The sequence below is a fragment of the Bradyrhizobium sp. Ken01 genome, assembly GCF_055807355.1.
Genome location: NZ_JBVVPC010000045.1, coordinates 18,570 through 39,777 on the forward strand (window position 1 = coordinate 18,570; position 21,208 = coordinate 39,777).

At 63.5% G+C, this 21,208-nt stretch carries 23 protein-coding genes and 1 tRNA gene; 8 read left to right on the top strand and 16 right to left on the bottom strand.

The window, feature by feature from the left end; translation table 11 throughout:
* Positions 1–9: 9 nt before the first annotated feature.
* The 6 genes from AC0L3S_RS31275 to AC0L3S_RS31300 form a co-directional block, all read right to left on the bottom strand.
* Positions 10–978 (bottom strand): ABC transporter ATP-binding protein, encoded by a 969-nt coding sequence (locus AC0L3S_RS31275; protein WP_027565638.1) that lies wholly within the window; start codon positions 976–978, stop codon positions 10–12.
* Positions 975–1,970 carry an ABC transporter ATP-binding protein gene (locus AC0L3S_RS31280; protein WP_473263840.1) on the bottom strand — a complete coding sequence of 332 codons (996 nt, stop codon included), beginning with the start codon at positions 1,968–1,970 and terminating at the stop codon, positions 975–977. Before AC0L3S_RS31280 ends, AC0L3S_RS31275 begins: the two co-directional genes overlap by 4 nt.
* On the bottom strand, positions 1,970–2,887 hold the full coding sequence (locus AC0L3S_RS31285) for an ABC transporter permease (protein ID WP_473283501.1): 918 nt from the start codon (positions 2,885–2,887) through the stop codon (positions 1,970–1,972). Before AC0L3S_RS31285 ends, AC0L3S_RS31280 begins: the two co-directional genes overlap by 1 nt.
* Entirely contained in the window at positions 2,853–3,812 is a 960-nt protein-coding gene (locus tag AC0L3S_RS31290) for an ABC transporter permease (RefSeq protein WP_007597394.1), read from the bottom strand. Before AC0L3S_RS31290 ends, AC0L3S_RS31285 begins: the two co-directional genes overlap by 35 nt.
* Positions 3,813–3,840: 28 nt before the next feature.
* Positions 3,841–5,631, bottom strand: a complete 1,791-nt coding sequence (locus AC0L3S_RS31295) for a peptide ABC transporter substrate-binding protein (protein ID WP_473263841.1) — start codon at positions 5,629–5,631, stop codon at positions 3,841–3,843.
* Between the two features lie 262 nt (positions 5,632–5,893).
* A complete protein-coding gene (locus tag AC0L3S_RS31300; protein ID WP_473283503.1) occupies positions 5,894–7,312 on the bottom strand; it encodes a M20 family metallopeptidase in 1,419 nt (472 codons plus the stop codon).
* 279 nt (positions 7,313–7,591) lie between these two features.
* Between AC0L3S_RS31300 and AC0L3S_RS31305 the strand changes: the two genes are divergently transcribed.
* From AC0L3S_RS31305 to AC0L3S_RS31315, 3 genes are all read left to right on the top strand, one after another.
* Positions 7,592–8,563: a S1C family serine protease gene (locus AC0L3S_RS31305; protein ID WP_473263843.1), complete on the top strand. Its 972-nt coding sequence runs from the start codon at positions 7,592–7,594 to the stop codon at positions 8,561–8,563.
* 28 nt (positions 8,564–8,591) lie between these two features.
* Positions 8,592–9,662, top strand: a complete 1,071-nt coding sequence (locus tag AC0L3S_RS31310; RefSeq protein ID WP_473283505.1) for a phospholipase — start codon at positions 8,592–8,594, stop codon at positions 9,660–9,662.
* Positions 9,663–9,744: 82 nt separating this feature from the next.
* Positions 9,745–9,951, top strand: a complete 207-nt coding sequence (locus AC0L3S_RS31315; protein WP_027514183.1) for a hypothetical protein — start codon at positions 9,745–9,747, stop codon at positions 9,949–9,951.
* An 81-nt stretch (positions 9,952–10,032) separates the two neighbouring features.
* Here the strand turns inward: AC0L3S_RS31315 and AC0L3S_RS31320 are convergent, their stop codons facing one another.
* The 3 genes from AC0L3S_RS31320 to AC0L3S_RS31330 all read right to left on the bottom strand — a co-directional run bounded on the left by AC0L3S_RS31320 (position 10,033) and on the right by AC0L3S_RS31330 (position 11,699).
* Positions 10,033–10,692, bottom strand: a complete 660-nt coding sequence (locus AC0L3S_RS31320) for a DsbA family protein (RefSeq protein ID WP_473283507.1) — start codon at positions 10,690–10,692, stop codon at positions 10,033–10,035.
* A 98-nt stretch (positions 10,693–10,790) separates the two neighbouring features.
* Positions 10,791–11,267: a PaaI family thioesterase gene (locus AC0L3S_RS31325; RefSeq protein WP_473283509.1), complete on the bottom strand. Its 477-nt coding sequence runs from the start codon at positions 11,265–11,267 to the stop codon at positions 10,791–10,793.
* A gap of 3 nt (positions 11,268–11,270) precedes the next feature.
* The gene (locus AC0L3S_RS31330; protein WP_473283511.1) at positions 11,271–11,699 is read right to left on the bottom strand and encodes an acyl-CoA thioesterase; all 429 of its coding nucleotides are present in this window, start codon (positions 11,697–11,699) and stop codon (positions 11,271–11,273) included.
* 109 nt (positions 11,700–11,808) lie between these two features.
* On the opposite strand from AC0L3S_RS31330, the gene AC0L3S_RS31335 reads away from it, so the two are divergent.
* A complete protein-coding gene (locus AC0L3S_RS31335) occupies positions 11,809–12,357 on the top strand; it encodes a TetR/AcrR family transcriptional regulator (protein ID WP_473283513.1) in 549 nt (182 codons plus the stop codon).
* Positions 12,358–12,404: 47 nt separating this feature from the next.
* Here the strand turns inward: AC0L3S_RS31335 and AC0L3S_RS31340 are convergent, their stop codons facing one another.
* Complete coding sequence (locus tag AC0L3S_RS31340; protein ID WP_473263849.1) at positions 12,405–12,896, bottom strand: hypothetical protein; 492 nt, start codon at positions 12,894–12,896, stop codon at positions 12,405–12,407.
* A gap of 203 nt (positions 12,897–13,099) precedes the next feature.
* Here AC0L3S_RS31340 and AC0L3S_RS31345 point away from each other — a divergent pair, with 203 nt between their 5' ends.
* Positions 13,100–13,384 carry a PsiF family protein gene (locus tag AC0L3S_RS31345; protein WP_473283515.1) on the top strand — a complete coding sequence of 95 codons (285 nt, stop codon included), beginning with the start codon at positions 13,100–13,102 and terminating at the stop codon, positions 13,382–13,384.
* Positions 13,385–13,481: 97 nt separating this feature from the next.
* Entirely contained in the window at positions 13,482–14,567 is a 1,086-nt protein-coding gene (locus AC0L3S_RS31350; RefSeq protein WP_473283517.1) for an AbrB family transcriptional regulator, read from the top strand.
* Positions 14,568–14,570: 3 nt separating this feature from the next.
* On the opposite strand, the gene AC0L3S_RS31355 is transcribed toward AC0L3S_RS31350, so the two are convergent.
* Positions 14,571–15,110, bottom strand: coding sequence for a disulfide bond formation protein B (locus AC0L3S_RS31355; protein WP_473263852.1), 540 nt, complete (start codon positions 15,108–15,110; stop codon positions 14,571–14,573).
* Between the two features lie 155 nt (positions 15,111–15,265).
* On the opposite strand from AC0L3S_RS31355, the gene AC0L3S_RS31360 reads away from it, so the two are divergent.
* Positions 15,266–15,350, top strand: a tRNA-Leu gene (locus tag AC0L3S_RS31360).
* Between the two features lie 597 nt (positions 15,351–15,947).
* Here the strand turns inward: AC0L3S_RS31360 and AC0L3S_RS31365 are convergent.
* Complete coding sequence (locus AC0L3S_RS31365) at positions 15,948–16,274, bottom strand: EthD family reductase (RefSeq protein WP_473263853.1); 327 nt, start codon at positions 16,272–16,274, stop codon at positions 15,948–15,950.
* Positions 16,275–16,318: 44 nt separating this feature from the next.
* Here AC0L3S_RS31365 and AC0L3S_RS31370 point away from each other — a divergent pair, with 44 nt between their 5' ends.
* The gene (locus tag AC0L3S_RS31370) at positions 16,319–16,471 is read left to right on the top strand and encodes a hypothetical protein (protein WP_473263854.1); all 153 of its coding nucleotides are present in this window, start codon (positions 16,319–16,321) and stop codon (positions 16,469–16,471) included.
* A gap of 74 nt (positions 16,472–16,545) precedes the next feature.
* Here the strand turns inward: AC0L3S_RS31370 and AC0L3S_RS31375 are convergent, their stop codons facing one another.
* From AC0L3S_RS31375 to AC0L3S_RS31390, 4 genes are all read right to left on the bottom strand, one after another.
* Entirely contained in the window at positions 16,546–17,394 is an 849-nt protein-coding gene (locus AC0L3S_RS31375) for an alpha/beta fold hydrolase (protein WP_473283519.1), read from the bottom strand.
* An 82-nt stretch (positions 17,395–17,476) separates the two neighbouring features.
* Positions 17,477–19,399: an acyl CoA:acetate/3-ketoacid CoA transferase gene (locus AC0L3S_RS31380; protein ID WP_473263856.1), complete on the bottom strand. Its 1,923-nt coding sequence runs from the start codon at positions 19,397–19,399 to the stop codon at positions 17,477–17,479.
* A complete protein-coding gene (gene phaC / locus AC0L3S_RS31385) occupies positions 19,399–20,520 on the bottom strand; it encodes a class III poly(R)-hydroxyalkanoic acid synthase subunit PhaC (protein WP_473283521.1) in 1,122 nt (373 codons plus the stop codon). Before phaC ends, AC0L3S_RS31380 begins: the two co-directional genes overlap by 1 nt.
* Positions 20,517–21,191: a poly(R)-hydroxyalkanoic acid synthase subunit PhaE gene (locus AC0L3S_RS31390; RefSeq protein WP_473283523.1), complete on the bottom strand. Its 675-nt coding sequence runs from the start codon at positions 21,189–21,191 to the stop codon at positions 20,517–20,519. Before AC0L3S_RS31390 ends, phaC begins: the two co-directional genes overlap by 4 nt.
* Positions 21,192–21,208 lie beyond the last annotated feature (17 nt).

Below are 21,208 nucleotides of genomic sequence, written 5' to 3' on the forward strand. Positions count from 1 at the left end.
TTGTCGGCGTCAGGCGAGATGGCACGCCACAAAGTGCCCGCCCGCTCCTTCCTTCAGCTCCGGTGCGCTTTCCGCGCAACGCGGCTGGGCGATAGGACAACGGGTGTGGAAGTGGCAGCCCGACGGCGGCTTCATCGGGCTCGGAACGTCGCCCTTGAGGCGGATGCGCTCGCGCTTGAGCTTGGGATCGGGCACCGGCACCGCTGATAACAGCGCCCTCGTGTAGGGATGCTGCGGATTGCGGTAGAGGTCGCTGGCCTTGGCGAGCTCGACGATACGGCCAAGATACATCACCGCGACGCGGTCGGAGATGTGCTCGACCACCGACAAATCATGCGCGACAAAGAGATAGGTGAGGTTCAGCTCGGCCTGGAGATCTTCCAGCAAATTGATGACCTGCGCCTGGATCGAGACGTCGAGCGCGGACACCGGTTCGTCGCAGACGATCAGCTTCGGCTCGACCGCGAGCGCGCGCGCGATCACGATGCGCTGGCGCTGGCCGCCGGAAAACTCATGCGGATAGCGGCGCATGTGCTCGGCCTTGAGACCGACCTTCACCAGCAAGCTCGCGACGCGATCCTCGCGCTCCTTGGCCGATGAGCCGAGCTTATGGATGACGAGCGCCTCGCCGAGGATGGCGCCGACCGTCATGCGCGGATTGAGGGAGGCGAACGGGTCCTGGAACACGAGTTGCATGTTTCGCCGCATCGCGCGCAAATCGGTGCCGCCGAGCTGGCCGACGTCCTGGCCGTCGAACACGACCTCGCCGTCGGTCGGCTCGATCAGGCGCAGCACGCAGCGTCCCGTCGTCGACTTGCCGCAGCCGGATTCGCCGACGAGGCCGAGCGTCTCGCCGCGATTGACCGAGAACGAGACCCCGTCGACCGCGTAAACGCTGCCGACCTGGCGCGACAACAGCCCGCCATGCACGGGGAAATATTTCTTCAGGCCGCTGACGCGGAGCAAAGGCTCGGTCATGCTGCGCCTCCCAACTGCGTATCTCCCAGATGACAGGCCATGCGGTGGCCGGGCGCGATCTCGCGCAGCAGCGGCTCCCTCTCGGTGCAGACGCTCATGGCGTGGCGGCAGCGCGGAGCGAAGCGGCAGCCGACCGGCGGATTGATCAGGATCGGCACCGAGCCGCCGATCGCCTCCAGCCGTAGCTTGTGCTCGCTGGCGAGATCGATGCGCGGGATCGAGCGGATCAATCCCTGGGTATAGGGATGGCCGGGATTGCCGAAGAGGTCGTCGACAGGCGCCTCCTCCACGACCTTGCCGGCATACATCACGACGACGCGTTGCGCGGTCTCGGCGACGACGCCCATGGCATGGGTGATCAACATCACCGCCATGCCGAAGCGTTCCTTCATGTCCTGGAGCAGGTCGAGGATCTGCGCCTGAATGGTGACGTCGAGAGCCGTGGTGGGCTCGTCGGCGATGATCAGCTTCGGCTTGCACGCAAGCGCCATCGCGATCATCACGCGCTGGCGCATGCCGCCGGAGAACTGATGCGGATAGTTGTGAACGCGGCCTTCGGCGTTGGGAATCTGCACCAGCTTGAGCATCTCGATGGTGCGCTCGAGCGCCTGCTTCCTGGTGACGTTCTCATGGCGGCGCAGGCTTTCGGCGATCTGCTCGCCGATCGTCAGCACCGGATTGAGCGAGGTCATCGGCTCCTGGAAAATGAAGCCGATCTCCTTGGCGCGGATCTCGTCGAGCTGACTGCTCGTCAGCGGCACGAGATCGCGGCCCTCGAAGATGATCTCGCCTGCCGCGATGCGCCCCGGCGGCATCGCGATCAGCTTCAGGATCGACATCGCGGTGACGGTCTTGCCGCAGCCGGATTCGCCAACGACGCAGAGCGTCTCGCCGCGGTTGATGGAGATGTCGACACCGTCGACGGCCTGGAGGATGCCGTCGTCGGTGGAGAAGTGGGTTTTCAGTCCCTTGATCTCGAGCAGCGGCGCCATCAGATCACCCGCCGCGCATCGAGCGCGTCGCGCAGGCCATCGCCGATGAAGTTGATGGCGACCACAGCGATGAAGATTGCGCCGCCCGGGAACAGCGCCCAATGCGGGCCTATGTCGAGAAAGTCCTTGGCATCATAGAGCAGCCGGCCCCAGGTCGGCGTATCCGGAGGGAAGCCGAGGCCGAGGAAGGACAGCGTGGATTCCGCGATGATGGCGGCGGCCACGTCGATGGTGCCGGCGATGATCACCGGACCGAGCGCATTGGGCAGGATATGGCGCACCACCTGCCGCACCGGGCTTGCCCCGAGCGCGCGCGCGGCTTCGACGAATTCCTTCTCCCGGATCGACAGGAACTGGGCGCGAACGAGGCGGGCGACCGGCATCCACCGCAAGCCACCGATCACGAGCACGATCAGGATGAAAATGCCGCCCTCGGGGCCGAAAGCGGCCTTCAGCCCGTCGCGGAAGAGATAGATCAGCAGCAGCAGCAGGGGCAATTGCGGCAGCGACAGGAAGAGATCGGTGAGCCACATCAGCCCATGGCCGAGCGCGCCGCGCGACATGCCGGCGAGCGCGCCGATCAGCACGCCGACAAAGACCGAGACCAGCATCGCGGCGAGACCGACCGCCAGCGAGATGCGCCCGCCATAGATCATCCGGGCGAGGATATCCTGCCCGAGATCGTCGGTGCCGAAGGGATGGGCCAGAGACGGCCCCTGCATGCCCGCCACGATATCGATGTCGTCGATCTTGACCCGCCAGACGAAGGGGCCGACCACCACCGCCAGGATCAGAACGAGGAGCAGGAACGCGCTGACCACGGCAAGCTTGTGCCGGCCATAGCGCCGCCACGTCTCGCGCCAGGGCGAGTAGACGCGCCGCTCAGCGGAGGGAGATGCGAGGGTCAAGCCAGCCATAAAGAACGTCCGCGATGAGATTGAACAGCACGACCAGGCACGCAAAGACGAAGGTGACGGCCATCACCACCGGCGTGTCGTTGGAAAGGATGGAGGAGATCAGCAGCGAGCCGATGCCGGGGATGCGAAAAATCTGCTCGGTGACGATGGCGCCGCCGAACACCGCCGGGATTTGCAACGCAATCAGCGTGACGACCGGAATCATCGCGTTGCGCATCACGTGCTTGATGATCACCCGCCGCTGGCCGATGCCCTTGGCGCGCGCGGTGGTGACGTAGTCCAGCCGGATGACGTCGAGCATCGCGGAGCGCACGAAACGCGTCATCGACGCAGCCTGGAACAGGCCGAGCACCGCCACCGGCATGATCGCCTGACGGATCATCTCCAGCACCCAGTGAATACCAGTGCCTTTGATGTCGGTCGTGTAGACGAAAGGCAGCCAGTCCAGCGTGACCGAGAAGATCAGGATGAACAGGATACCGGTGAAGAAGGTCGGCAGCGAGAAGCCGACAAAGGCGAGCGTGTTGGCGACTTGGTCGAACAGCGAATAAGGTTTCGTCGCGGCATAGACCCCGACCGGGATCGCGATCAGGAGCGCCAGAATCTGCGCCGAGCCGATCACGTAGAGCGTCGTTGGCAGTCGCTGGAGAATGAGCGTGTCGACGTTCATCCGGCTGACGAAGGAGAAACCCCAGTCGCCGTGCAGCATGGCGTTGAGCCAGTGCAGGTAACGAAGGTAGATCGGATCGTCGAGGCCGAACTTCGCCCGAAGCGCGAGAGCGACTTCGGGCGGCACGTTCGGATTGGTCGCCAGCTCCGAGAAGGGATCGCCCGGGGCGAGTGCGAGCACGACGAACAGCACGAGCGAAATTCCGAGCAGGCTCGGAATCGCGATCAGGAGGCGACGCAGGACATACTGGCTCATGAAGAAGGACCGCTCTAGGCGTGCGTGATCATTCTTCGCGGTACCAGTCGAACAAATTGTCGGTCTCGTTGGCCCAGCCGGAAACGACCGGGCGCAGATTGTTGGCGGCCGCCTCGACCTTCAGGCGGTGCTGCACCGGGATGAAAACGATGTCCTGGTACATCAGGTCATTGGCCTTGATGTAGAGCGCCGCGCGCTTGACTGGATCCATCTCGCCGTCGGCGGCCAGGATGGTCGCGTCGTACTCCTTGTTGACCCAGCGCGGGAAGTTGGTGCCCTGCCACTTGTTCTCCTTGGTGGCAACGAGGTTCGAAAGGTAGCGACGCATGTGCTGCGACGGATCCGGCTGGCTCAGCGGGATCTGGAACATCTCCATGTCGGCGTAGAACTTGGAATAGGTGTCGGGATTGCCGACGTCGGAGGAGAAGAACACGGAGGCGACGACCGATTTCAGCTCGACGTCGATGCCCGCCTTCTGGCAGGCCTGCTTGACGATGGCCTGCGTCTTCTGGCGCGGCCCGTTGATCGCGGTCTGGTAGAGGAGCTTCAGCTTCTTGCCGTCCTTCTCGCGGATGCCGTCGGCGCCCGGCTTCCAGCCGGCGTCGTCCAGGATCTTCGAGGCTTTCTCGACGCTGAACTCCCACGATGTGTTCTTGGACACGAACTTTTCGGGCCCGTTGAGGAAGTTGGCGGTGGTGCGCCCGGCGCGGCCGTAGATCGCCTTCTTGACCGACTCGCGATCGATCAGCAGCGAGAGCGCCTTGCGCACCGCCGGATCGGAAAACAGCGGGTGCTTGGTCTTTATCGAGGAGCGCTCGCCATCGACCTCCGTGTTGGGATCCGTGAAGTTCAGCGCGATGAATTCGGTGTCGCCGCCGACGGCGTAGACGGTCTTTCCCTTGCCGCCCTTCTCCAGGCGCAGCAGCACGTCGTCCTCGACCTGAATGTTCCAGCCGAAATCATATTCGCCGGTCTGGATCACCGCGCGCGCGGCAGAGACGGCGTCGCCGCCGCCCTTCATCTCGATCGAATCGAAATAGGGGCGGTTGGCCATGTGATAATCGGGATTGATCACGCCGCGGACGAGATCGCCCGGCTTGAACTCGACGAACTTGTAGGGGCCGGTGCCGACCGGCGAGAGGTTGGTCGGCGCCTCCCGCGATTTGGACCCCATATAGTCCTTGAACAGATGTTTCGGGATGATGGTATTGGGAGCCCCGACAAAAGCGTCGGCCCAAAACGGCGTCGGCTTGTTGAAGAGGATGCGGACCGTGAGGTCGTCTACCTTCTGGACCGTGATGTCGCGGAGCGTCGCGATCGTCAGTGCGGAGGTCGCCGGATCCTTGGCATATTCCCAGTTGAACACGACGTCGTCGGCTGTGAACGGCGTGCCGTCATGCCATTTGACGCCGGGCTTGAGCTTCCAGGTCACCGACTTGCCGTCGGCGGCGAGGCCGCCGTTCTGGATCGAGGGAATTTCGGCGGCCAGGACCAGCTTCATATTGCCGTCGGGATCCCAACAGGCGAGCGGCTCGTAGAACAGACGCGCGCCGTCCTGGTCCTTGGTGCCGGTGGCGAAATGCGGATTGAGCAGGGTCGGCCCCTGCCACCACAGCAGCTTGAGCGCACCACCGCCGCCGCGCTTGGTCGGCTTGTAGGTCGAGACGCCCTCAGCCATCGCGACGCCGCCAAGCGCGAGGATCTGGTTGGCCAAAGGTGCGGTGAGACCCACGGCAGCCAGGCGCTGAATGAAGCCGCGGCGATCCATCCGCCCGTCCTTCACGTCACCGATCATCGAACGCAGTTGTTTATCCAGCATGGTTGTCCCCCGTCTGGTTCCCGTATGGATGCAGGCGGTCGCGCGAGACGACCACCGGGCTTGGCTGGCGGTAGATGGCACACCGAATGGGGTGCGCGTCAACTGCGACCGTGTGTATGCAAACGGTCTTCTGACTGTCTGTTGGGCAAAACCATATTCCGCAGCCCATCCGTTCGGCAATCCAGCATCAAAACACGCTGAATTCCGCGCTGCACTGCAGAAAATTTGATCGCCGCATCAGACGAAGTATCGAGGCGAAATTCTACGCCACGGACATGTCGAGCGGCGGCGCGACGTGGTCTGGCAGCGGACAGACGTAAGGCGTCTTGGCCGTCCGCTTCTCAAGGTCAGCCTTGGCGGCCTCGATCAGCTCCGGGTCCGTCAGCGCCTTGATGCCGATGCCGGCCATCGCCTTCGCCGCCTGCACCATGGCCTTGTGCGCATGCGCGCTCTTGCCCTGCGCGACCACCTGCCAGGTGTGGAAGGGGGTTCCGATTGCAACCGTGGGTGCGTGGACCTGCACGGTCGGCACCACCCAGCTCACGTCGCCGACGTCGGTCGAGCCGACCAGCGGATTGCGCTTGGCATCGAGCGGCACCAGGAAGTCAGCCAGCGGCCGGTCGGTCGGCTCCATGCCGATCGCGTAATAGACCGACTCGATGTCCTTGTCGCTCAGCGTCGCGCGGATCTCCGTCGCAAAGCCCTTGTCCGCGTCGTCGAAATGCGGTGGTCCGAGCTCTTCCATGACCCGGTGCAGCGCCTGCTCCAGCGGCGTGTTCGGCAGGATATTGGAGACCGCGGAGATGATCTTCATCTCGACCTTGGTCTCGGTCATCAGCGCCGCGCCCTCCGCGATCTTGCTCACGCGTCCGACCAGCTCGTTCATGCCGGGCAGATCACGGGCACGGATCGAATAGCGCACGCGCGCATGCGCCTGCACCACGTTCGGGGCGATGCCGCCGGTGTCGAGCAGCGCGTAGTGCACGCGCGCGTCGCTCGGCATGTGCTCGCGCATATAGTTCACGCCGACATTCATCAGCTCCACGGCGTCGAGCGCGGAGCGGCCGAGATGCGGCGAGGCTGCCGCATGCGAGGTGCGGCCGGTGAAGATGAAATCGGCGCGGGTGTTGGCGAGTGACGGCGTCACCGCGACTTCCCAGAAGCTGTGCGGATGCCAGGTGATGGCGATGTCGGCGTCTTCGAATGCACCGGAGCGCACCATGAAGGCTTTTGCCGCGCCGCCTTCCTCGGCGGGGCAGCCGTAATAACGCACGCGGCCCGGCACCTTGTTCTCGGCAAGCCAGTCCTTCACCGCGGTCGCGGCGAGGAGAGCTGCGGAACCGAGCAGATTGTGGCCGCAGCCATGGCCGTGGCCGCCGGTCTCGACCGGACGATGCTCCGCGACGCCCGCCTCCTGGCTGAGGCCCGGCAGCGCGTCATATTCCCCCATGAAGGCAATGACCGGCCCGCCCTCGCCCCATTCGCCCATCACCGCGGTCGGAATGCCCGCGACCTGCTCGGTGATGCGAAAACCCTGATGACGCAACTCGGCAAGATGCTCGGCGGCGGACCGCGCCTCGGTGTAGCAGACTTCGGGCATGCCCCAGACCTTGTCGCTGAGGTCGATGAAACGTGCCTTGATCGTGTCGATGCCACGCCAGATGTCGCTGCGGTTGTCCATGCTTTGGTCCGTGATCCCTGGGTCAAACGAAGCGGCAATGGTTAGCAGCTTCATTGTACGGCGCCTAGCACCTCGCCGGACAGCAGCCATGCGGCCAATGCCTGAGGCGCTCGACCGACCGTGCATCAAGCTTCCCGCGCCTTTCAAAGATTTCACCCGGTGCGTCGGGAATAGTTGGGGAACGAGGCTTTCAAGACGGCCTCCTCCAGCCTAAATTATCCGTGCTTCGCGCGTCGTCCCGCTAATCGGCGGAGCGATGCTCTCAGCCAGGAGAACTCCATGCCCGCCCTGACCGAATGGAGAGTGCCGCCCGCCAATCAGCCGCGTGCGAGCGATTACGCTTTCGATCTCGACCACGCGCTCGCCTCTGTCGTCGGCCTGCATGCCATCATCCCGCCGGACGCCTTCAGCGCCGAGACACTGGGCACCGAACGCGCCGGCAACGGCGTCGTGATCGACGACGGGCTGGTGCTCACCATCGGATATCTCATCACCGAAGCAGAGTCGGTGTGGCTGCATGTCGGAGACGGGCGCGTGGTGGAGGGACATGTGCTCGGCTTCGATGCCGTCACCGGCTTTGGCCTGGTGCAGGCGCTCGGCCAGCTCGACGTCGATCCCTTGCCGCTCGGCATCTCGGCCGAGACCCGGCTCGGCGACCGCGTCGTGGTCGGCGGCGCCGGCGGACGCACGCGCTCGGTCGCGAGCCAGATCGTGGCGAAGCAGGAATTCGCGGGCTACTGGGAATATCTGCTGGACGAGGCCATCTTCACCCATCCCGCGCACCCGAACTGGGGCGGCACGGCGCTCCTCAATGATCGCGGCGAGTTGATCGGCATCGGCTCGCTCCAGCTCGAACGTGAGCGCGACGGCAAGGCCGAGCACGTCAACATGATCGTGCCGATCGACCTGCTGAAACCGATCCTGGACGATCTGCGCAAGTTCGGCCGCGTCAACAAGCCGGCACGCCCGTGGCTCGGACTCTTTTCGACCGAGATCGACAACCGCGTGGTGGTGATCGGGATCTCCGCCAACGGCCCGGCCGCCCGTGCCGAGCTCAAGACCGGCGACGTCATCCTCGCGGTTGACGGCGAGAAGGTCACGAGTCAGACCGGCTTCTACAAGAAGCTGTGGGGCCTCGGCGCTGCCGGCGTCGACGTGCCGCTGACGGTACATCATGAAGGCGTCACCTTCGACGTTACGGTGACCTCGACCGATCGCTTCAAGCTCTTGAAGGCGCCGAAGCTGCACTGACAAGCCGAACTGAAGCAAGGAAACGACGATGAGCGAGGCCGTCGTTGACGAAATCGTGGCCGTGCTGCCGCCGCTGCTCAATGCGCTGGAGGCGCTCGCCTTCTTTCAGCGCAACCTGCACCCGCCGGCCTTCGGCTCCGTGATGAACGCGATCGGCGCTCCCGACGAGACGCTGCAAACGGCGCGCGCGGCAATCGGAGAATGGCCGGAGCAGTTCACCGGACTGCGTGAGCGGCTCGACCGTGCCTGCGACGAGACGCTCGCCGCCTTTGCCGGCCTGCGCGAGGTCGAGCACGGCAATGGCGACCTCGTCGCGGTCTTCCGCGCGCTGCGTCATGTGCCGCGCGCGCAGGAGGCACTCTATCCGCTGGCCGTGCAGTTTCCGCCGGTCAGCAGCTTCTTCCTCAACGCCGCCCATCGCGAGAATGCCGACCTGTTGTCGCGACTCGAAGCCGGCGCGGACGCGCACACCGGCATCATCCACGATCACAACGAGCCCGGCAGCCGCGGCGGCTTTTCGGTCTACGTGCCCGAATATTACAGGCCCGACCGCGCCATGCCGCTGGTGATGGCACTGCATGGCGGCAGCGGCAACGGCCGCGGCTTTCTGTGGAGCTGGCTGCGCGACGCCCGCAGCCTCGGTGCGATCCTGGTGGCGCCGACCGCGACCGGCCCGACCTGGGCCCTGATGGGTGACGATTCCGACACGCCCAATCTCATGCGCATTCTCGATACGGTGCGCGGCCGCTGGACCATCGACGCCTCGCGCATGCTGCTGACAGGCATGAGCGACGGCGGCACCTTCTGCTACGTCACCGGCCTCGACGGCGCCTCGCCCTTCACGCATCTCGCGCCGGTGTCGGCAACCTTCCATCCGCTGATGGCGGAGATGGCCGACGCCACGCGCCTGCAGCGCCTTCCGATCTTCATCACGCACGGCAAGCTCGACTGGATGTTTCCGGTGCAGACCGCGCGGCAGACACAGGCGGCCCTCGCCGCCGCCGGCGCGAATGTCACCTATCGCGAGATCGACGACCTCAGCCACACCTATCCTCGCGAGATCAACGCGGAGCTGGTGCAGTGGCTGAATGAAGCGTGAACGGATCGTCCTTACCTACGCCGCACTGTCGCGGAACAATCACTCCGGGTCGACGTTATCGCCCGTCATCGGAGGTTTCGCCATGCGGATGTTTCTTGGAATGATTTTGGGCGCGTTGCTGCTCGGCTGCGGCGTGTACGTCTATGACTCCATGCAGACGTCGTCGGTCGCCAATGGCGAGGTCGCGACGACCAATCGCACCATCGTGAACTGGGATGTCGCCAAGGCCGATTGGGACGCGCTGCGTGATCGCGCGCACAAGGACTGGGTCCGCATCTCCTCGAAGTAACGACTTGGTATCAAGATGAAATGAGGCGCCGTCGCGGGTCCGCGGCGGCGCCTTCGTATTGCGCGGTGAATATCGCTCGGCTCAGTTCATCTTGGCCTTGCGGGCGTCGGCAATGACCTGCTCGAACTCGTTCATGCTGAGCACGCCCGGCACGCGATACTTGCCGACGATGAAGGACGGGGTGCCGCGGAAACCGAAGGCTTCGGCCTGCTCGTTGTTGCGCTTGAGCACGGCGTCGATGTCCTTGGCGCGGTCGGCGAGATCGCGCTTCAACCGATCCATGTCGACACCGGCGACCGCGAGCAACTCGTTGATGCGCGGCTCGGTCAGGCGCGAGCTGACGCCCATCATGGCGTCATGGGCCTGGTGGTACCTGTCCTGGAATTTCGCCGCGAGCGCCGTCCGCGCCGCCGTGACCGAGACCGGCCCGAGGATCGGCCAGTCCTTCATCACCAGCCTGACCTTGCCGTCGTCCTGGATGACCTGACGCAACTCGGGCTCGAGCTTGCGGCAATAGGGGCAGTTATAGTCGGACCATTCGATGATGCTGATATTCCCGTCGGGATTGCCGGCGACGGGAACATCGGGGTCGCGCAGCACCTTGGCTTCTGTGAGCACTTCGTCTTCGTCGGTCGCCGCGCGCGCCGAAGTGATCCCACCCGCTACAAGGGCGCCCGCCCCGATCAGCGTCAGCGCCGCGCGCCGCGTCGGCACAAGGCCCTTGTTCCTGAATCCAGCCATATCTCGTTCCATTTCGGTCCCATCTCCGTCGATACGGTTCGAGACTGGGAATTGTTACAGCTCATATAGAGTGTCGCAGAGCCGATGTCATCGCCACGCTATGCGGGTATCGGGGTCGGCTCGTGCGAAGCCGCAACGCGGGGCAGCATTGCCATCAGCGTCCCAGTCATCATGGCGATCAACGTGACCTTGCCCTCGTGCTCGGCAAACGCCTTTGCCTCGCAAAAGGTCAGCGTGCGGCCGGGCTTGACCACCTCTGCCTTGAAGACGAAACGCTCGCCCCGCGCCGGCGCGAGCAGCGTGGTCTTGAACTCGACGGTGAGGATATCGGCCTCGCGCGGCATCAGGGTGAAGGCGGCGACACCACAGGCATTGTCGAGGCCTGCGGTAACGATGCCGGCGTGGACAAAGCCGTTCTGCTGCGTGAGGGCCGGCGAATGCAGCATGGCCAATTCGACCTCGCCCGGCGCAAGGCGGACGATCACGATGCCGAGCGTGTGCATCGCCGGCTGGCCGTCGAACATGGCGATGGCAGCCGCGCGATAGCCCGGGTTCTTCGGCTCATATGCAGCCATGGCTCAGGCCCCCGCCGGCTCGGCGAGATGCCTCAAAGCGATCTCGCGTATGGCATCCGTGAACGGCACCGATTTGCGCTGGCTACGGTCCATGTGCACGCCCGCGATCTCGCAGAACGCGGCGATCTCGCCGGTCTCGGCATTGGTCATGTCGTGCCGGAAGCGGATCGATTTGTCGCGTATCTCGAGCAGGCAACTGCGGATCTCGACGATGTCGCCGGCGAGCAGCTCGCGCTTGTAGGTGATGTTCTGCTGCACGGCGGCCATGCCGCGGCCGGAGGCACGCAGATAGCTCGGCGTCAGCCCTAGGCGGGCAAACATATTCCAGTTGGCCTCGTCGAATTTGCCGACATACCACATGACGTTCATGTGGCCGACGTGATCGCACTGCCACGGGTAGACCGTGCCGCGGTAGGTCGCCTCCCGCTCCATCGCAATTCTCCCTGGCCTTTTCTTCCTTTGATTATTGATACGGTAGCGTATCAACCTCCTCCCGCGTTAGCAATACGGCACCGTATCAAGAATCGGCGAGGCTTCCTGCATGAGTGACGGCAAAGGCGATATCTGGGTCGAGGCAGGGCTCACCGAGCTCGCCCGATCCGGGGTCGAGGGGGTGCGGGTCGAGGTGCTCGCCAAGAACCTGGGCGTCACCAAGGGCGGCTTCTACCGCCGCTTCGCCGACCGTGCCGCGCTGCTCGGTGCCATGCTGGAACGGTGGCGCGAGGGGCGCTCAACGGCGATCGCGCAGCAGACGAGTCTCGATGGCCAGGAGCCCCGTGAACGGCTGAGGGTGGTGATCCAGCTCTATTCGGAGCGGCTCAATCCGGACGGGATGGCAATCGAGCTTGCGATCCGGCAATGGGCCCGCTCGGACGAGGGCGCCGCGGCAGCGGTGGCGAACGTGGACGCGGCGCGGCTGAAGCACGTCGCCGAACTCTATCGCGCGACCGGCCTCGATACCGAGGCAGCCGAAGCGCAGGCCTTCCTGTTCTACTGCTTCATCTTCGGCCAGAGCCTGCTGTTCGTCGAGCGCGGCCCGCGCAAGCGATCGCAGCTCGTGGCGAAATCGGCCGAGAAACTACTGGATTAAAGCAAGAGGCCGAAGCTTGGCTCCGGCCTCTGTGTCGTCTTAAAGCGTCAGGCGGCGCCCTTCAGCTTCTTGTTGCATTCGCTGTAATAGCCGCCGCCCTTCTCGATCCACTTCATGCCGCCATTGCCGTTGGTGGTCTTGTTGGCGTTGTACTGGTCGACGCAGGTGTGCAGGCGTCCCTTGCCGGGGGTCTCCTTGGCGTATTTCGGATCGACCGCGTTCGGGTAGATCGCGGGGCCGGCCGGCAGGGTCGGCGCAGCAGCCGGGGCGGCCTCCTTCTTCGCCTGCTTCGGCTCGGCGGGAGCGGCGGGCGCAGCAGGAGCGGCCGCGGTTGGTGCAGCCGCTGGCGTCGCATCCGCGCCGCACTGGGCCTTGCGGAAGTCATTCCACTTCGTGGTGCCGAGCGAGCCGTCCTTCTTGGCGGCCTGGTATTTCGCGCTGCACTCCTGCGAGGTCAGCGCCTGCGCCGGCGCACTTGCCACCAGCGCGGCAAAGCCCGACAGCACAACTGCACACAGCAACTTTGATTGAATGGTCATCCTTGGTCTCCTCCTTGATCTTCCCCCGAGGGAAGTGAACCGAGGATTGCTATCCTAGCGTGCCGCCCGCTCGCGACAAGGAAGCGATGGCTGCTGCCGCCAAAATATAGTGACCCTCCACGTTCGAATTATTCATGTCGCGTTCAGCAACGCCAGCCGACTTTCGCGCCCTTCGCAATTCCCGCAAGAAGAGTGCAGCACCCATGACCTTCACATCTCGCCTCGCCGTCGTCGCTCTCGCCTCCCTGCTCGCCACCGGCACCGCCTACGCGCAGACCGCCGCGCCGGCAGCAAAGACCGACGCCAAGACCACAACCGCCGCCCCGATGGACAAGAAGGCACCGAAGGAACACTCGGCCGAGTCGCTCGAATGCTCCAAGCAGGCCGACGCCAAGGGCCTGCACGGCAAGGAGCGCAAGAAATTCCGCTCTGAATGCATCAAGACCGCCAAAGCCGGCATGACCGCGCCGGCTGCGGACAAGAAGTAAATCCTTCCCCCTGCTCGCGGCTTCGGCGAGAGGCGCGCGCATTGCGGCATGACGTGGCCGCAATTGTGCGTCTCTCGCTGATTTGCGATAAGGCGGTGTGAAGCAAATCACCGCCTCCCTGCCGTTCGAATGGCCGAGCCGTGCCAAGATCTTGAGCACGGTGGAAACGCTTGTCATCGGCACCGCCGGCGGCCTCGTGTTTCTGCTCGCGGGCCTTCCGGGGGGATTGATCTCGGGCTCCATGATCGCGGTCGGGATCGCCGCGATCGCCGGTCGCCAGCTGACGCTGCCGCCGATCCTGACCCAGACCGTGCTGGTGCTGCTCGGCATTTCGTTAGGATCAGTCGTCTCGCGCCACCTGCTTCAACAGGTCAGTGCCTATCCGCTCACCATCGGGCTGCTCGCGCTCGCGACCTTCTGCTCGACCTTCGGCTCCAGCTATTATCTCCAGCGCATCCACGGCTGGGACCGCACCTCGGCCTTCCTCGCCGGCAGCCCCGGCGCGCTGTCGCAGATCACGATTTTGGCGGTCGAGCGCGGCGCCGATTTGCCGGGCATCGCGGTGGTGCAGACCATGCGCGTCATCATCCTCACCGCGGCGCTGCCGATGGTGCTGGCGTTCGCCGGCGTCGCGCCCTCCGTCGCGCCGTCGCTGACGACGACGATTGCCTCGCCGCTTGACCTGGTCGAGCTGGTCGCGGCCTCGCTGGCCGCGGCGCTCGTCCTGCGGCTGATCAGGTTTCCGGCGAGCTGGATGTTCGGTGCGATGATCGGCTCAAGCGTGCTGCATGGCGCAGGCTGGGTCGAGGGCGGCCTGCCGGACTGGGTACGCGGCGTGGCGCTGGTCGGCATCGGCGCCCTGATCGGCAGCCGCTTCGCGCGGATGCGGATCAAGACGCTTGCCGGCCACATCAACGCGGCGCTGGGCTCGTTTGCAGTGGCCATCGCCGTCTCCGCGATCTTCGTCGGCATCGTGGCGCTCACCACGCAGGTGAAATTCTCTGACGTCGTGGTCGCCTACGCACCGGGCGCGATGGACGCCATGCTGGCGCTGGCCCTGACGCTGCACATCGACCCGATCTTCGTCGGCGCACATCACCTCTCGCGTTTTGTCTTCGTGACGATCGCGACGCCAGGCATCGTGCACCTGTTCGGCCGGACGCAGGACGATGTGGATGATTGAGCCTCAGCGCTTCGCCGTCGCAACGAATCCCCACGCGGCGATCGCAGCCATCAGGAGCGAGATCAGCACATTGTAGCCGGCAAGCGAGAGGCCGAGGAAGCGCCACTGCACCTCGTCGCAGCGGATCACCTTCACGGTATCGAGCCGCGACAGCAGGTCGGTGGCGCTGCCGAGATTGACCACGGGACCGGAGCAGTCGGTCGGTCCCTTCCAAAAACCCCATTCGACGCCGGCGTGATAGGTGCCGAGTCCGGCATTGGCGAGGCTCGCCAGCACAAGGATCGCAAGGCCCGCGAACAGCAGCGGCCTCGGCGCACCGCCCCGCGCCGCGAGTGCGATGAGCAGGCCGAGCGGGATCGCGAGGTAATAGGCGTAGCGCTGCTCCAGGCAGAGCGGACAGGGCACGATCCCGAGCACCAGCTGGAAGAACCAGGCGCCCGCGATGGTCGCGGCTGCCGTCAGTGCGACCGCGAGCGAAGCGGCCAGCGCGGGGCTCGTCGCCGCCGGTTTGAACGCAGGTATTGCGGCACTCTGGGTCGTCACGGCAGCCTCATTTCGATGGGTCGCTTTCCAAGGCTGTAACCCCGGCCCATGCGGCTGTCGAGAACGGCCGGGATCACTTTGGCGCGGGTTGACCCCGCTTGGTCCATGGCTATAGTCCGCCGGCTTCGCGACGCCTTGTTTGGGGCTGACCGAGGGCCCCTGTGGCGGAACTGGTAGACGCGCTCGACTCAAAATCGAGTTCCGCAAGGAGTGCTGGTTCGATTCCGGCCAGGGGCACCAAAACTAAAAGACGAAGCAATTACAATAACTTACAGAAGAAGTTAGAGTCCTGATTCTTCAGGAAAATTTTTAATCGCGCATTGAAAACACACGTAAAAGTTCGGCGTTGAAATTCCGGATGTGAGTACGATTCAAGCGAGCGCACCTCACACATGCGGATCGTACTCACACAGCGCTCCGCCCATCGCGTCACGAAACGCATCGCGAGCCATCGCGCTCGCACGCCGCGCACGTTCAATATTTTTATCCGCCTAATCAAGCGAGGCCATTCGACAGGACTCGCAACAACATGCACGGAGATTTCCAACGACAGATCCGGTTTAGTCGTGAGTAGGCAATGCCGTCTCGATGGACATTCACCATCAAACCAATCGCCTCGCTGCTCGCAAGACACCTCGGCTCAGGATTTCTCAAGAGCGGAAAATGTATCGATGCATTTGCAGGTACCAAATGATCTCGATCCCGCACGACCGACGATGCATCACCTGGCCGCCTTATGTTATTTGCGTTCTCAGCCGGATGGTCCTGGCGAGTGTGTTACCGGTGCTTACGGCCGATACCAGGCGCCCGGGTGTCGCCGGGCCCGATCCGGTGCGTTCAACGATCCGACCGCTCGACGACAACCTCGCTGAACTGGAGCACCGGCACGATGTCGGTGTAGTTGGCGAGGTCGCCCCGGATCTCGGCGGCGTGCTCCTCCACGGCGGCCTGATAGCCCTCGGCCGAAGTACAGATGAAAGCGCACATCGCCACGTAGGCGGGCGGCGCACCGGGCGCTCTGCCGGCCAGGCCCTTCTCGACGGTGTAGTAGGCGCAGACACTTCCCAGCTTGGCCTTTACCATCGGCATGTGCCGGTCGCGGTAGTAGGCGTGGTCAAAGCGCGCGCCTTCGGTGTATGGGTACATCAGGTTGATCTTGATCATGCGGTTCTCCTTGTCATCATTGCCGTCGTCGCCTAGGGATTCTCGTGACCGCCGACGATGTCAAACATGCAGATGCTTGCACGAGTTCGCAAGTGGGTGTCGAGCACGAGGAATTTGCCGACGTTGCGGAGCTGTTCCCGCCTGAAGCGGAAGAAAAAGCGGCGCGTTCTAAAGACAGCTACACCTACCTCATTTAGTGGGGAGAAATTTTCAAGACCGGTCGAGGGCAGGATCTGGAAAAGCGAGTGAGCAAATCACAAAGCGCTCAGCGTCAAGTGGAGTCGTGGCCGCTCAGAAACTGTGTCACGACCTCGATCTGTTCGTCAGCGATCAGGGCCGGCGCATGCCCGCAGTCCGCGACGGTGTGAACGCGGACATTGCGATTGCGCCGCATCATGTCCCTGAGGACGCCTTCGGAAAGCAAATCCGATTGCTGCCCGCGTATCACAAGAATGGGGACGTCGATCGCGTCCCAGTATTTCCAGAGATCGACGCTGTAGTGCCAAGGATTTCGAAAGGCATGGGCGATATTCGGATCGCACAGCGGCCTGAAACAGCGCCCCTCCGCGCTCCAGACCACACTATGCGTCGTCAGATGCCGCCAGTGCGCATCCTCCAATCGCCCGAAGGGCGCGAGAACCCGCCGGTAGTAGCCTTCGGCTTGTTCGATTGTCTCAAAGGATTTTGGAGCATCGTTGAGATTGGTGCCGAGGCGAAGCAATCCGGTCCAGGGCAGATAGGGTCCGATATCGTTGATGACGATGCGACGGATCGGACTGCCCGGAAGGGCAGCCAGCACCATCCCGATCAGGCCGCCCAGCGACGTTCCAACCCAATCGATCTCCGTTGCACCAAGAGCTGCCATCAACACGGTCATGTCGCTGCAATATTGCGGCAAGGCATAGTCGCTGCTGTCGTGCAGCCGTTCGCTTTGTCCGCGGCCCGGCAAGTCCGGGCAGACGACCTGCCGCCCTGCCATCGCGAGAACTGCGGCGAGGTGATCGAAGTCCCGACCGTTTCTGGTCAACCCATGGACGCAGAGCACCGGCCGCACCGCGGGCGTCGGCCCCCAATCCGTGAATGCGATGCGATGGAAACTGCGCCGGGTCAGCCCGCGCACCGATCCGGTGCGCTCGGGCGCCCTCTGCCGTCCTACAGGCCAGTCCGCGGGGCGCAACTCGGTGGATTTCAGCCCCATCGGTCTATTCGACAAACTGGTGGGCATCGGCCGACGTTTCGAAGATATGCGGTGCGACGTCGCGGCGGGACAGCGCGTCGCCGAGCTTCAGGCGCATGAATGCGCTGGTGGTGTAGCGCGAGGCATGATCGTAGCAGGTCCGCTCGATTTCGGCGGCCATCGAAAACCACTTGTCCGTCATGTGGGACGCGATATCGGACGAATCGTAGTTGATCACAGCGGAAAACCGATGTCCGACCCGGTTAAAGATTTCGAGGATGGCGGCCCGGATCACCTCGACATCGGCGTCGGAATGGACTCGATAGCCGTCGAGACCGAGAAACAGCGTGTTGCGATCGGCATCATATGACAGCCGCTCCGCCAGCGGGCGATTGAGCAGCCGGTCGTCGAGCTGCATCAGCGCTTCGCTGAACAGCGAAACATCCATGGATTTCGGCGAGCGGATGATGGGCGGAAAACCCATGAGCGCGAGAATGTCGCGCTCCATATCGATACCTGGTGCGATCTCGATCAGTTCGAGACCCTCGGAAGTGAGCCGGAACACGCATCTCTCCGTCACATAGAGAACGGGCTGCCTGTTGATTGCGGCAAGCTTGCCCGAAAACGTGATCTGATCCACCTTGTCGATGAATTTCGAGGACTTGCCTTCGCCGAGGATCTTGAGCTGACCATCCACGACTGACGTCTTGAGGCCGCCGGTGGTAAAGGTGCCTGCGAAGATCAGCCGCCGCGCATTCTGGGATATGTTGATGAAGCCCCCGGCGCCGGCCAGGCGGCCATTGAACAGGCTGACGTTGACGTCCCCGCGGCCATTGACCTGAGCCATGCCGAGACAGGCCAGATCGAGCCCGCCGCCGTCGTAGAAATCGAACATCTGGTTCTGGTCGATGATCGATTCTGCATTGATCGAAGCGCCGAAATCGAGGCCGCCTTGCGGAATGCCGCCGATGATGCCGGGCTCGGCAGTCAGCGTTACAAAGTCGAACAGCTTTTCTTCTGCAGCAACCGACGCAACTCCCTCGGGCATGCCGATGCCGAGATTGACCACGCCGCCCATCGGCAATTCCAGGGCGCAGCGGCGCGCAATGATCTTGCGGTTATCCAGCGCCATCGGAACATTGCGATCGGCCGGCGCACGCAATTCGCCCGAGAATGCTCCGTTGTAGCCGGTGGCATAGGTCTGGACATGGTTTTCGGGCTGCGCAACGACGACGCAGTCGATCAAGACGCTCGGAATTTTGACATGGCGCGGATTGAGCGAGCCGGAGGCGGCGATGCGCTCCACCTGCGCGATGACGAATCCCTTGCAGTTCTTGGCGGCCGTTGCCAGCGCCAGATTATCGAGGGTCAGCGCCTCCTTTTCCATTGAGATGTTGCCGTTGTGGTCGGCGGTGGTACCTCTGATGATCGCAACGTTGATCGGAAATGCCTTGTAGAATAGCCATTGCTCGCCGTCGATTTCGATCAACCGCACCAGCTCTTCGGTGGTGCGCGCATTCAGCTTTCCGCCGCCGTTGACTGGATCGACGAAGGTGCCGAGTCCGACCTTGGAGAGAAGCCCGGCCTTGCGCCCCGCAATTTCGCGAAACAGATGCGATACGCATCCGAGCGGCAAGTTATAAGCCTCGACGTGATTGTCGACCGCCATCCGGGCGAGCTTCGGAACCAGGCCGAAATGTCCGCCGACCAGGCGTTTGATCAGGCCGGGATGCGCCAGGCGATTGAGGCCGCGATCGGCGCCGTCCCCCGGCGCCGCCGCGAACACCAGCGAAAGGTCCCGCGGCTCTCCGGTCTGCACGAAGCGCCGCTCCAGCGCCTTGATGATCTCATCGGGCGTTCCCACGCCGACGAAGCCGGACGACGCGACGGTGTCACCGGAACGGATGATGGCCACCGCCTCGGCGGCGTCGACGATCTTGTTGCGCATCAGGCTTCACTTCCGGGATTGGCGTCGCGGGCGACCAACCAGTCGGCAATGCTCTGGCTCAGCTTGCCCTGTGATTTGCTGGAGACGAACAGGCCGACATGGCCGCCGGGCAGCGGAATTTCAGTGTAATCCGTGCTGCCGATCTTCGCTGCGAGCGCACGCGAGCAGTCCGGCGGAATGATATGGTCGTCCAACGCGAAAACATTCAGCACCGGAGCCCTGATCGACTTCAGATCGACCCGACGGCCGGACAGTTCAAAGCTGCCATCGACCAAGCGGTTCTCCTGGTAGAGATCCTTCAGCCACTGCTTTGCCGCTTCGCCGGGATGATGCGGACGGTCCGCGAGCCACTTTTCCATGCGGAGGAAATTCATGAACTTCGCCTCGTCATCGACGACGTCGATGAGATCGACGTTGTATTTCGTCAGCGAGCGCATCGGCGTCATCATCGAAAACACCGAGCTCATGAACTCGCCCGGCAGCACGCCATAGGTATCGACCAGCTTGTCGATGTCTTCGGGATCGAGGCTCCGGGTCCAGATATTGAGGAAACCGTGGTGCGCGGCCTTGTCGTTGACGTCGGCATGGAAATCGATCGGGGTGATGGTGATAACGAGATTTTTCACCTTCTCCGGATGCAGAGCGGCGTAGCACGTCGTAAAGACGCCGCCTTCGCAGATGCCGAGCAGCGTGATCTTGTCATGGCCGGTTTCCTGCGCGATGCGGTCGACCGCGGCATCGATGTAGTCATTGACGTAATCATCAATCTTCAGCCATCGCTCGGTTCGGCCCGGCTGGCCCCAGTCGATCAGCCAGAGATCGAGCCCTTTTGAGAGCAGGCTGCGCACCAGCGAACGGTCCGGCTGTAAATCAGCCATGGTATACCGCCCGATCAGGCCGTAGGCCAAAAGGACGGGCGTCTTCGCGGTCGCTTCCGCCAGCGGCTCGTAATGGAACAGCTCGACCTTGTCGCGGCGCATGACGAGATGCTTCGGCGTCGTGCCGATGACGACGTCTTCGTCCCGCGTGTTGGCGATGAGCTGTGTCGCCTTGAACATTTTCTCGGCGTTGGCCGCCATGTCGCGGGCGAAGCGCGAGGTCTGATTCTCCTGGTCGCTCATCGTGCGCCTTCGCTCTTCTGGTCGCGCATCTGGCGGGAGAGCGTACGGACTTCACGGCGGAGTTCGGTCAATTGCCGCGTCACATCGTCGAAATCCTTGCGAGTCGGCAGGCCCAACATGGCTGACGCCGCTTCAGCCACGTCATCCTGCCGGCTCCGTAATTTGAGTCCCGCCTGGAGTAGCTCTTTCTGAGCTTGCAAAAAGCCGTCGGTGCGCTGGTTACGGATAAGTTCCTCGTTGGAGATTTCGCCCCATTTGGCGAACGCCTCGCGCCAGTCCGGAGGTGGGGAGCCACCGCTACCGGTTGCGGACATCGTCTCGTAAAACCGCTTCGACGCTTCGGGCCAGGGCGCGGCGGCAACCGCATTGTAGCTCGCAAGCCGCTGGCGCATCTCGATCCAGGCGCCAAAGGCCAACGCCATTTTCCGGTCGATGTCCCAGACGTCGGCAAGCCGCGGCCCCTGCGCCATTCGCTCGATCGCCGCGGACAATTCGTTGCCGTCGCCAAATCCACCCGGCTTCTCGGACAGACGCGCCATCATGAACGGTGCCATCGACCCCGACCACGCCTCGACCATGCGGTTTGAGGATTCCGCCATCGTCTGCCAAAGCTTCGCCCATTCGAGGCCGGGATCGGAATCGGCGGAAGCCGATTTGTCGTTCTCACTCATGCTACTCACTCTTTGTG

Coding starts and splice junctions, on each gene's coding strand:
- AC0L3S_RS31275 (WP_027565638.1), bottom strand. CDS start 978: ATGACCGAGCCTTTGCTCCGCGTCAGCGGCCTGAAGAAATATTTCCCC.
- AC0L3S_RS31280 (WP_473263840.1), bottom strand. CDS start 1,970: ATGGCGCCGCTGCTCGAGATCAAGGGACTGAAAACCCACTTCTCCACC.
- AC0L3S_RS31285 (WP_473283501.1), bottom strand. CDS start 2,887: ATGGCTGGCTTGACCCTCGCATCTCCCTCCGCTGAGCGGCGCGTCTAC.
- AC0L3S_RS31290 (WP_007597394.1), bottom strand. CDS start 3,812: ATGAGCCAGTATGTCCTGCGTCGCCTCCTGATCGCGATTCCGAGCCTG.
- AC0L3S_RS31295 (WP_473263841.1), bottom strand. CDS start 5,631: ATGCTGGATAAACAACTGCGTTCGATGATCGGTGACGTGAAGGACGGG.
- AC0L3S_RS31300 (WP_473283503.1), bottom strand. CDS start 7,312: ATGGACAACCGCAGCGACATCTGGCGTGGCATCGACACGATCAAGGCA.
- AC0L3S_RS31305 (WP_473263843.1), top strand. CDS start 7,592: ATGCCCGCCCTGACCGAATGGAGAGTGCCGCCCGCCAATCAGCCGCGT.
- AC0L3S_RS31310 (WP_473283505.1), top strand. CDS start 8,592: ATGAGCGAGGCCGTCGTTGACGAAATCGTGGCCGTGCTGCCGCCGCTG.
- AC0L3S_RS31315 (WP_027514183.1), top strand. CDS start 9,745: ATGCGGATGTTTCTTGGAATGATTTTGGGCGCGTTGCTGCTCGGCTGC.
- AC0L3S_RS31320 (WP_473283507.1), bottom strand. CDS start 10,692: ATGGCTGGATTCAGGAACAAGGGCCTTGTGCCGACGCGGCGCGCGGCG.
- AC0L3S_RS31325 (WP_473283509.1), bottom strand. CDS start 11,267: ATGGCTGCATATGAGCCGAAGAACCCGGGCTATCGCGCGGCTGCCATC.
- AC0L3S_RS31330 (WP_473283511.1), bottom strand. CDS start 11,699: ATGGAGCGGGAGGCGACCTACCGCGGCACGGTCTACCCGTGGCAGTGC.
- AC0L3S_RS31335 (WP_473283513.1), top strand. CDS start 11,809: ATGAGTGACGGCAAAGGCGATATCTGGGTCGAGGCAGGGCTCACCGAG.
- AC0L3S_RS31340 (WP_473263849.1), bottom strand. CDS start 12,896: ATGACCATTCAATCAAAGTTGCTGTGTGCAGTTGTGCTGTCGGGCTTT.
- AC0L3S_RS31345 (WP_473283515.1), top strand. CDS start 13,100: ATGACCTTCACATCTCGCCTCGCCGTCGTCGCTCTCGCCTCCCTGCTC.
- AC0L3S_RS31365 (WP_473263853.1), bottom strand. CDS start 16,274: ATGATCAAGATCAACCTGATGTACCCATACACCGAAGGCGCGCGCTTT.
- AC0L3S_RS31380 (WP_473263856.1), bottom strand. CDS start 19,399: ATGCGCAACAAGATCGTCGACGCCGCCGAGGCGGTGGCCATCATCCGT.
- phaC (WP_473283521.1), bottom strand. CDS start 20,520: ATGAGCGACCAGGAGAATCAGACCTCGCGCTTCGCCCGCGACATGGCG.
- AC0L3S_RS31390 (WP_473283523.1), bottom strand. CDS start 21,191: ATGAGTGAGAACGACAAATCGGCTTCCGCCGATTCCGATCCCGGCCTC.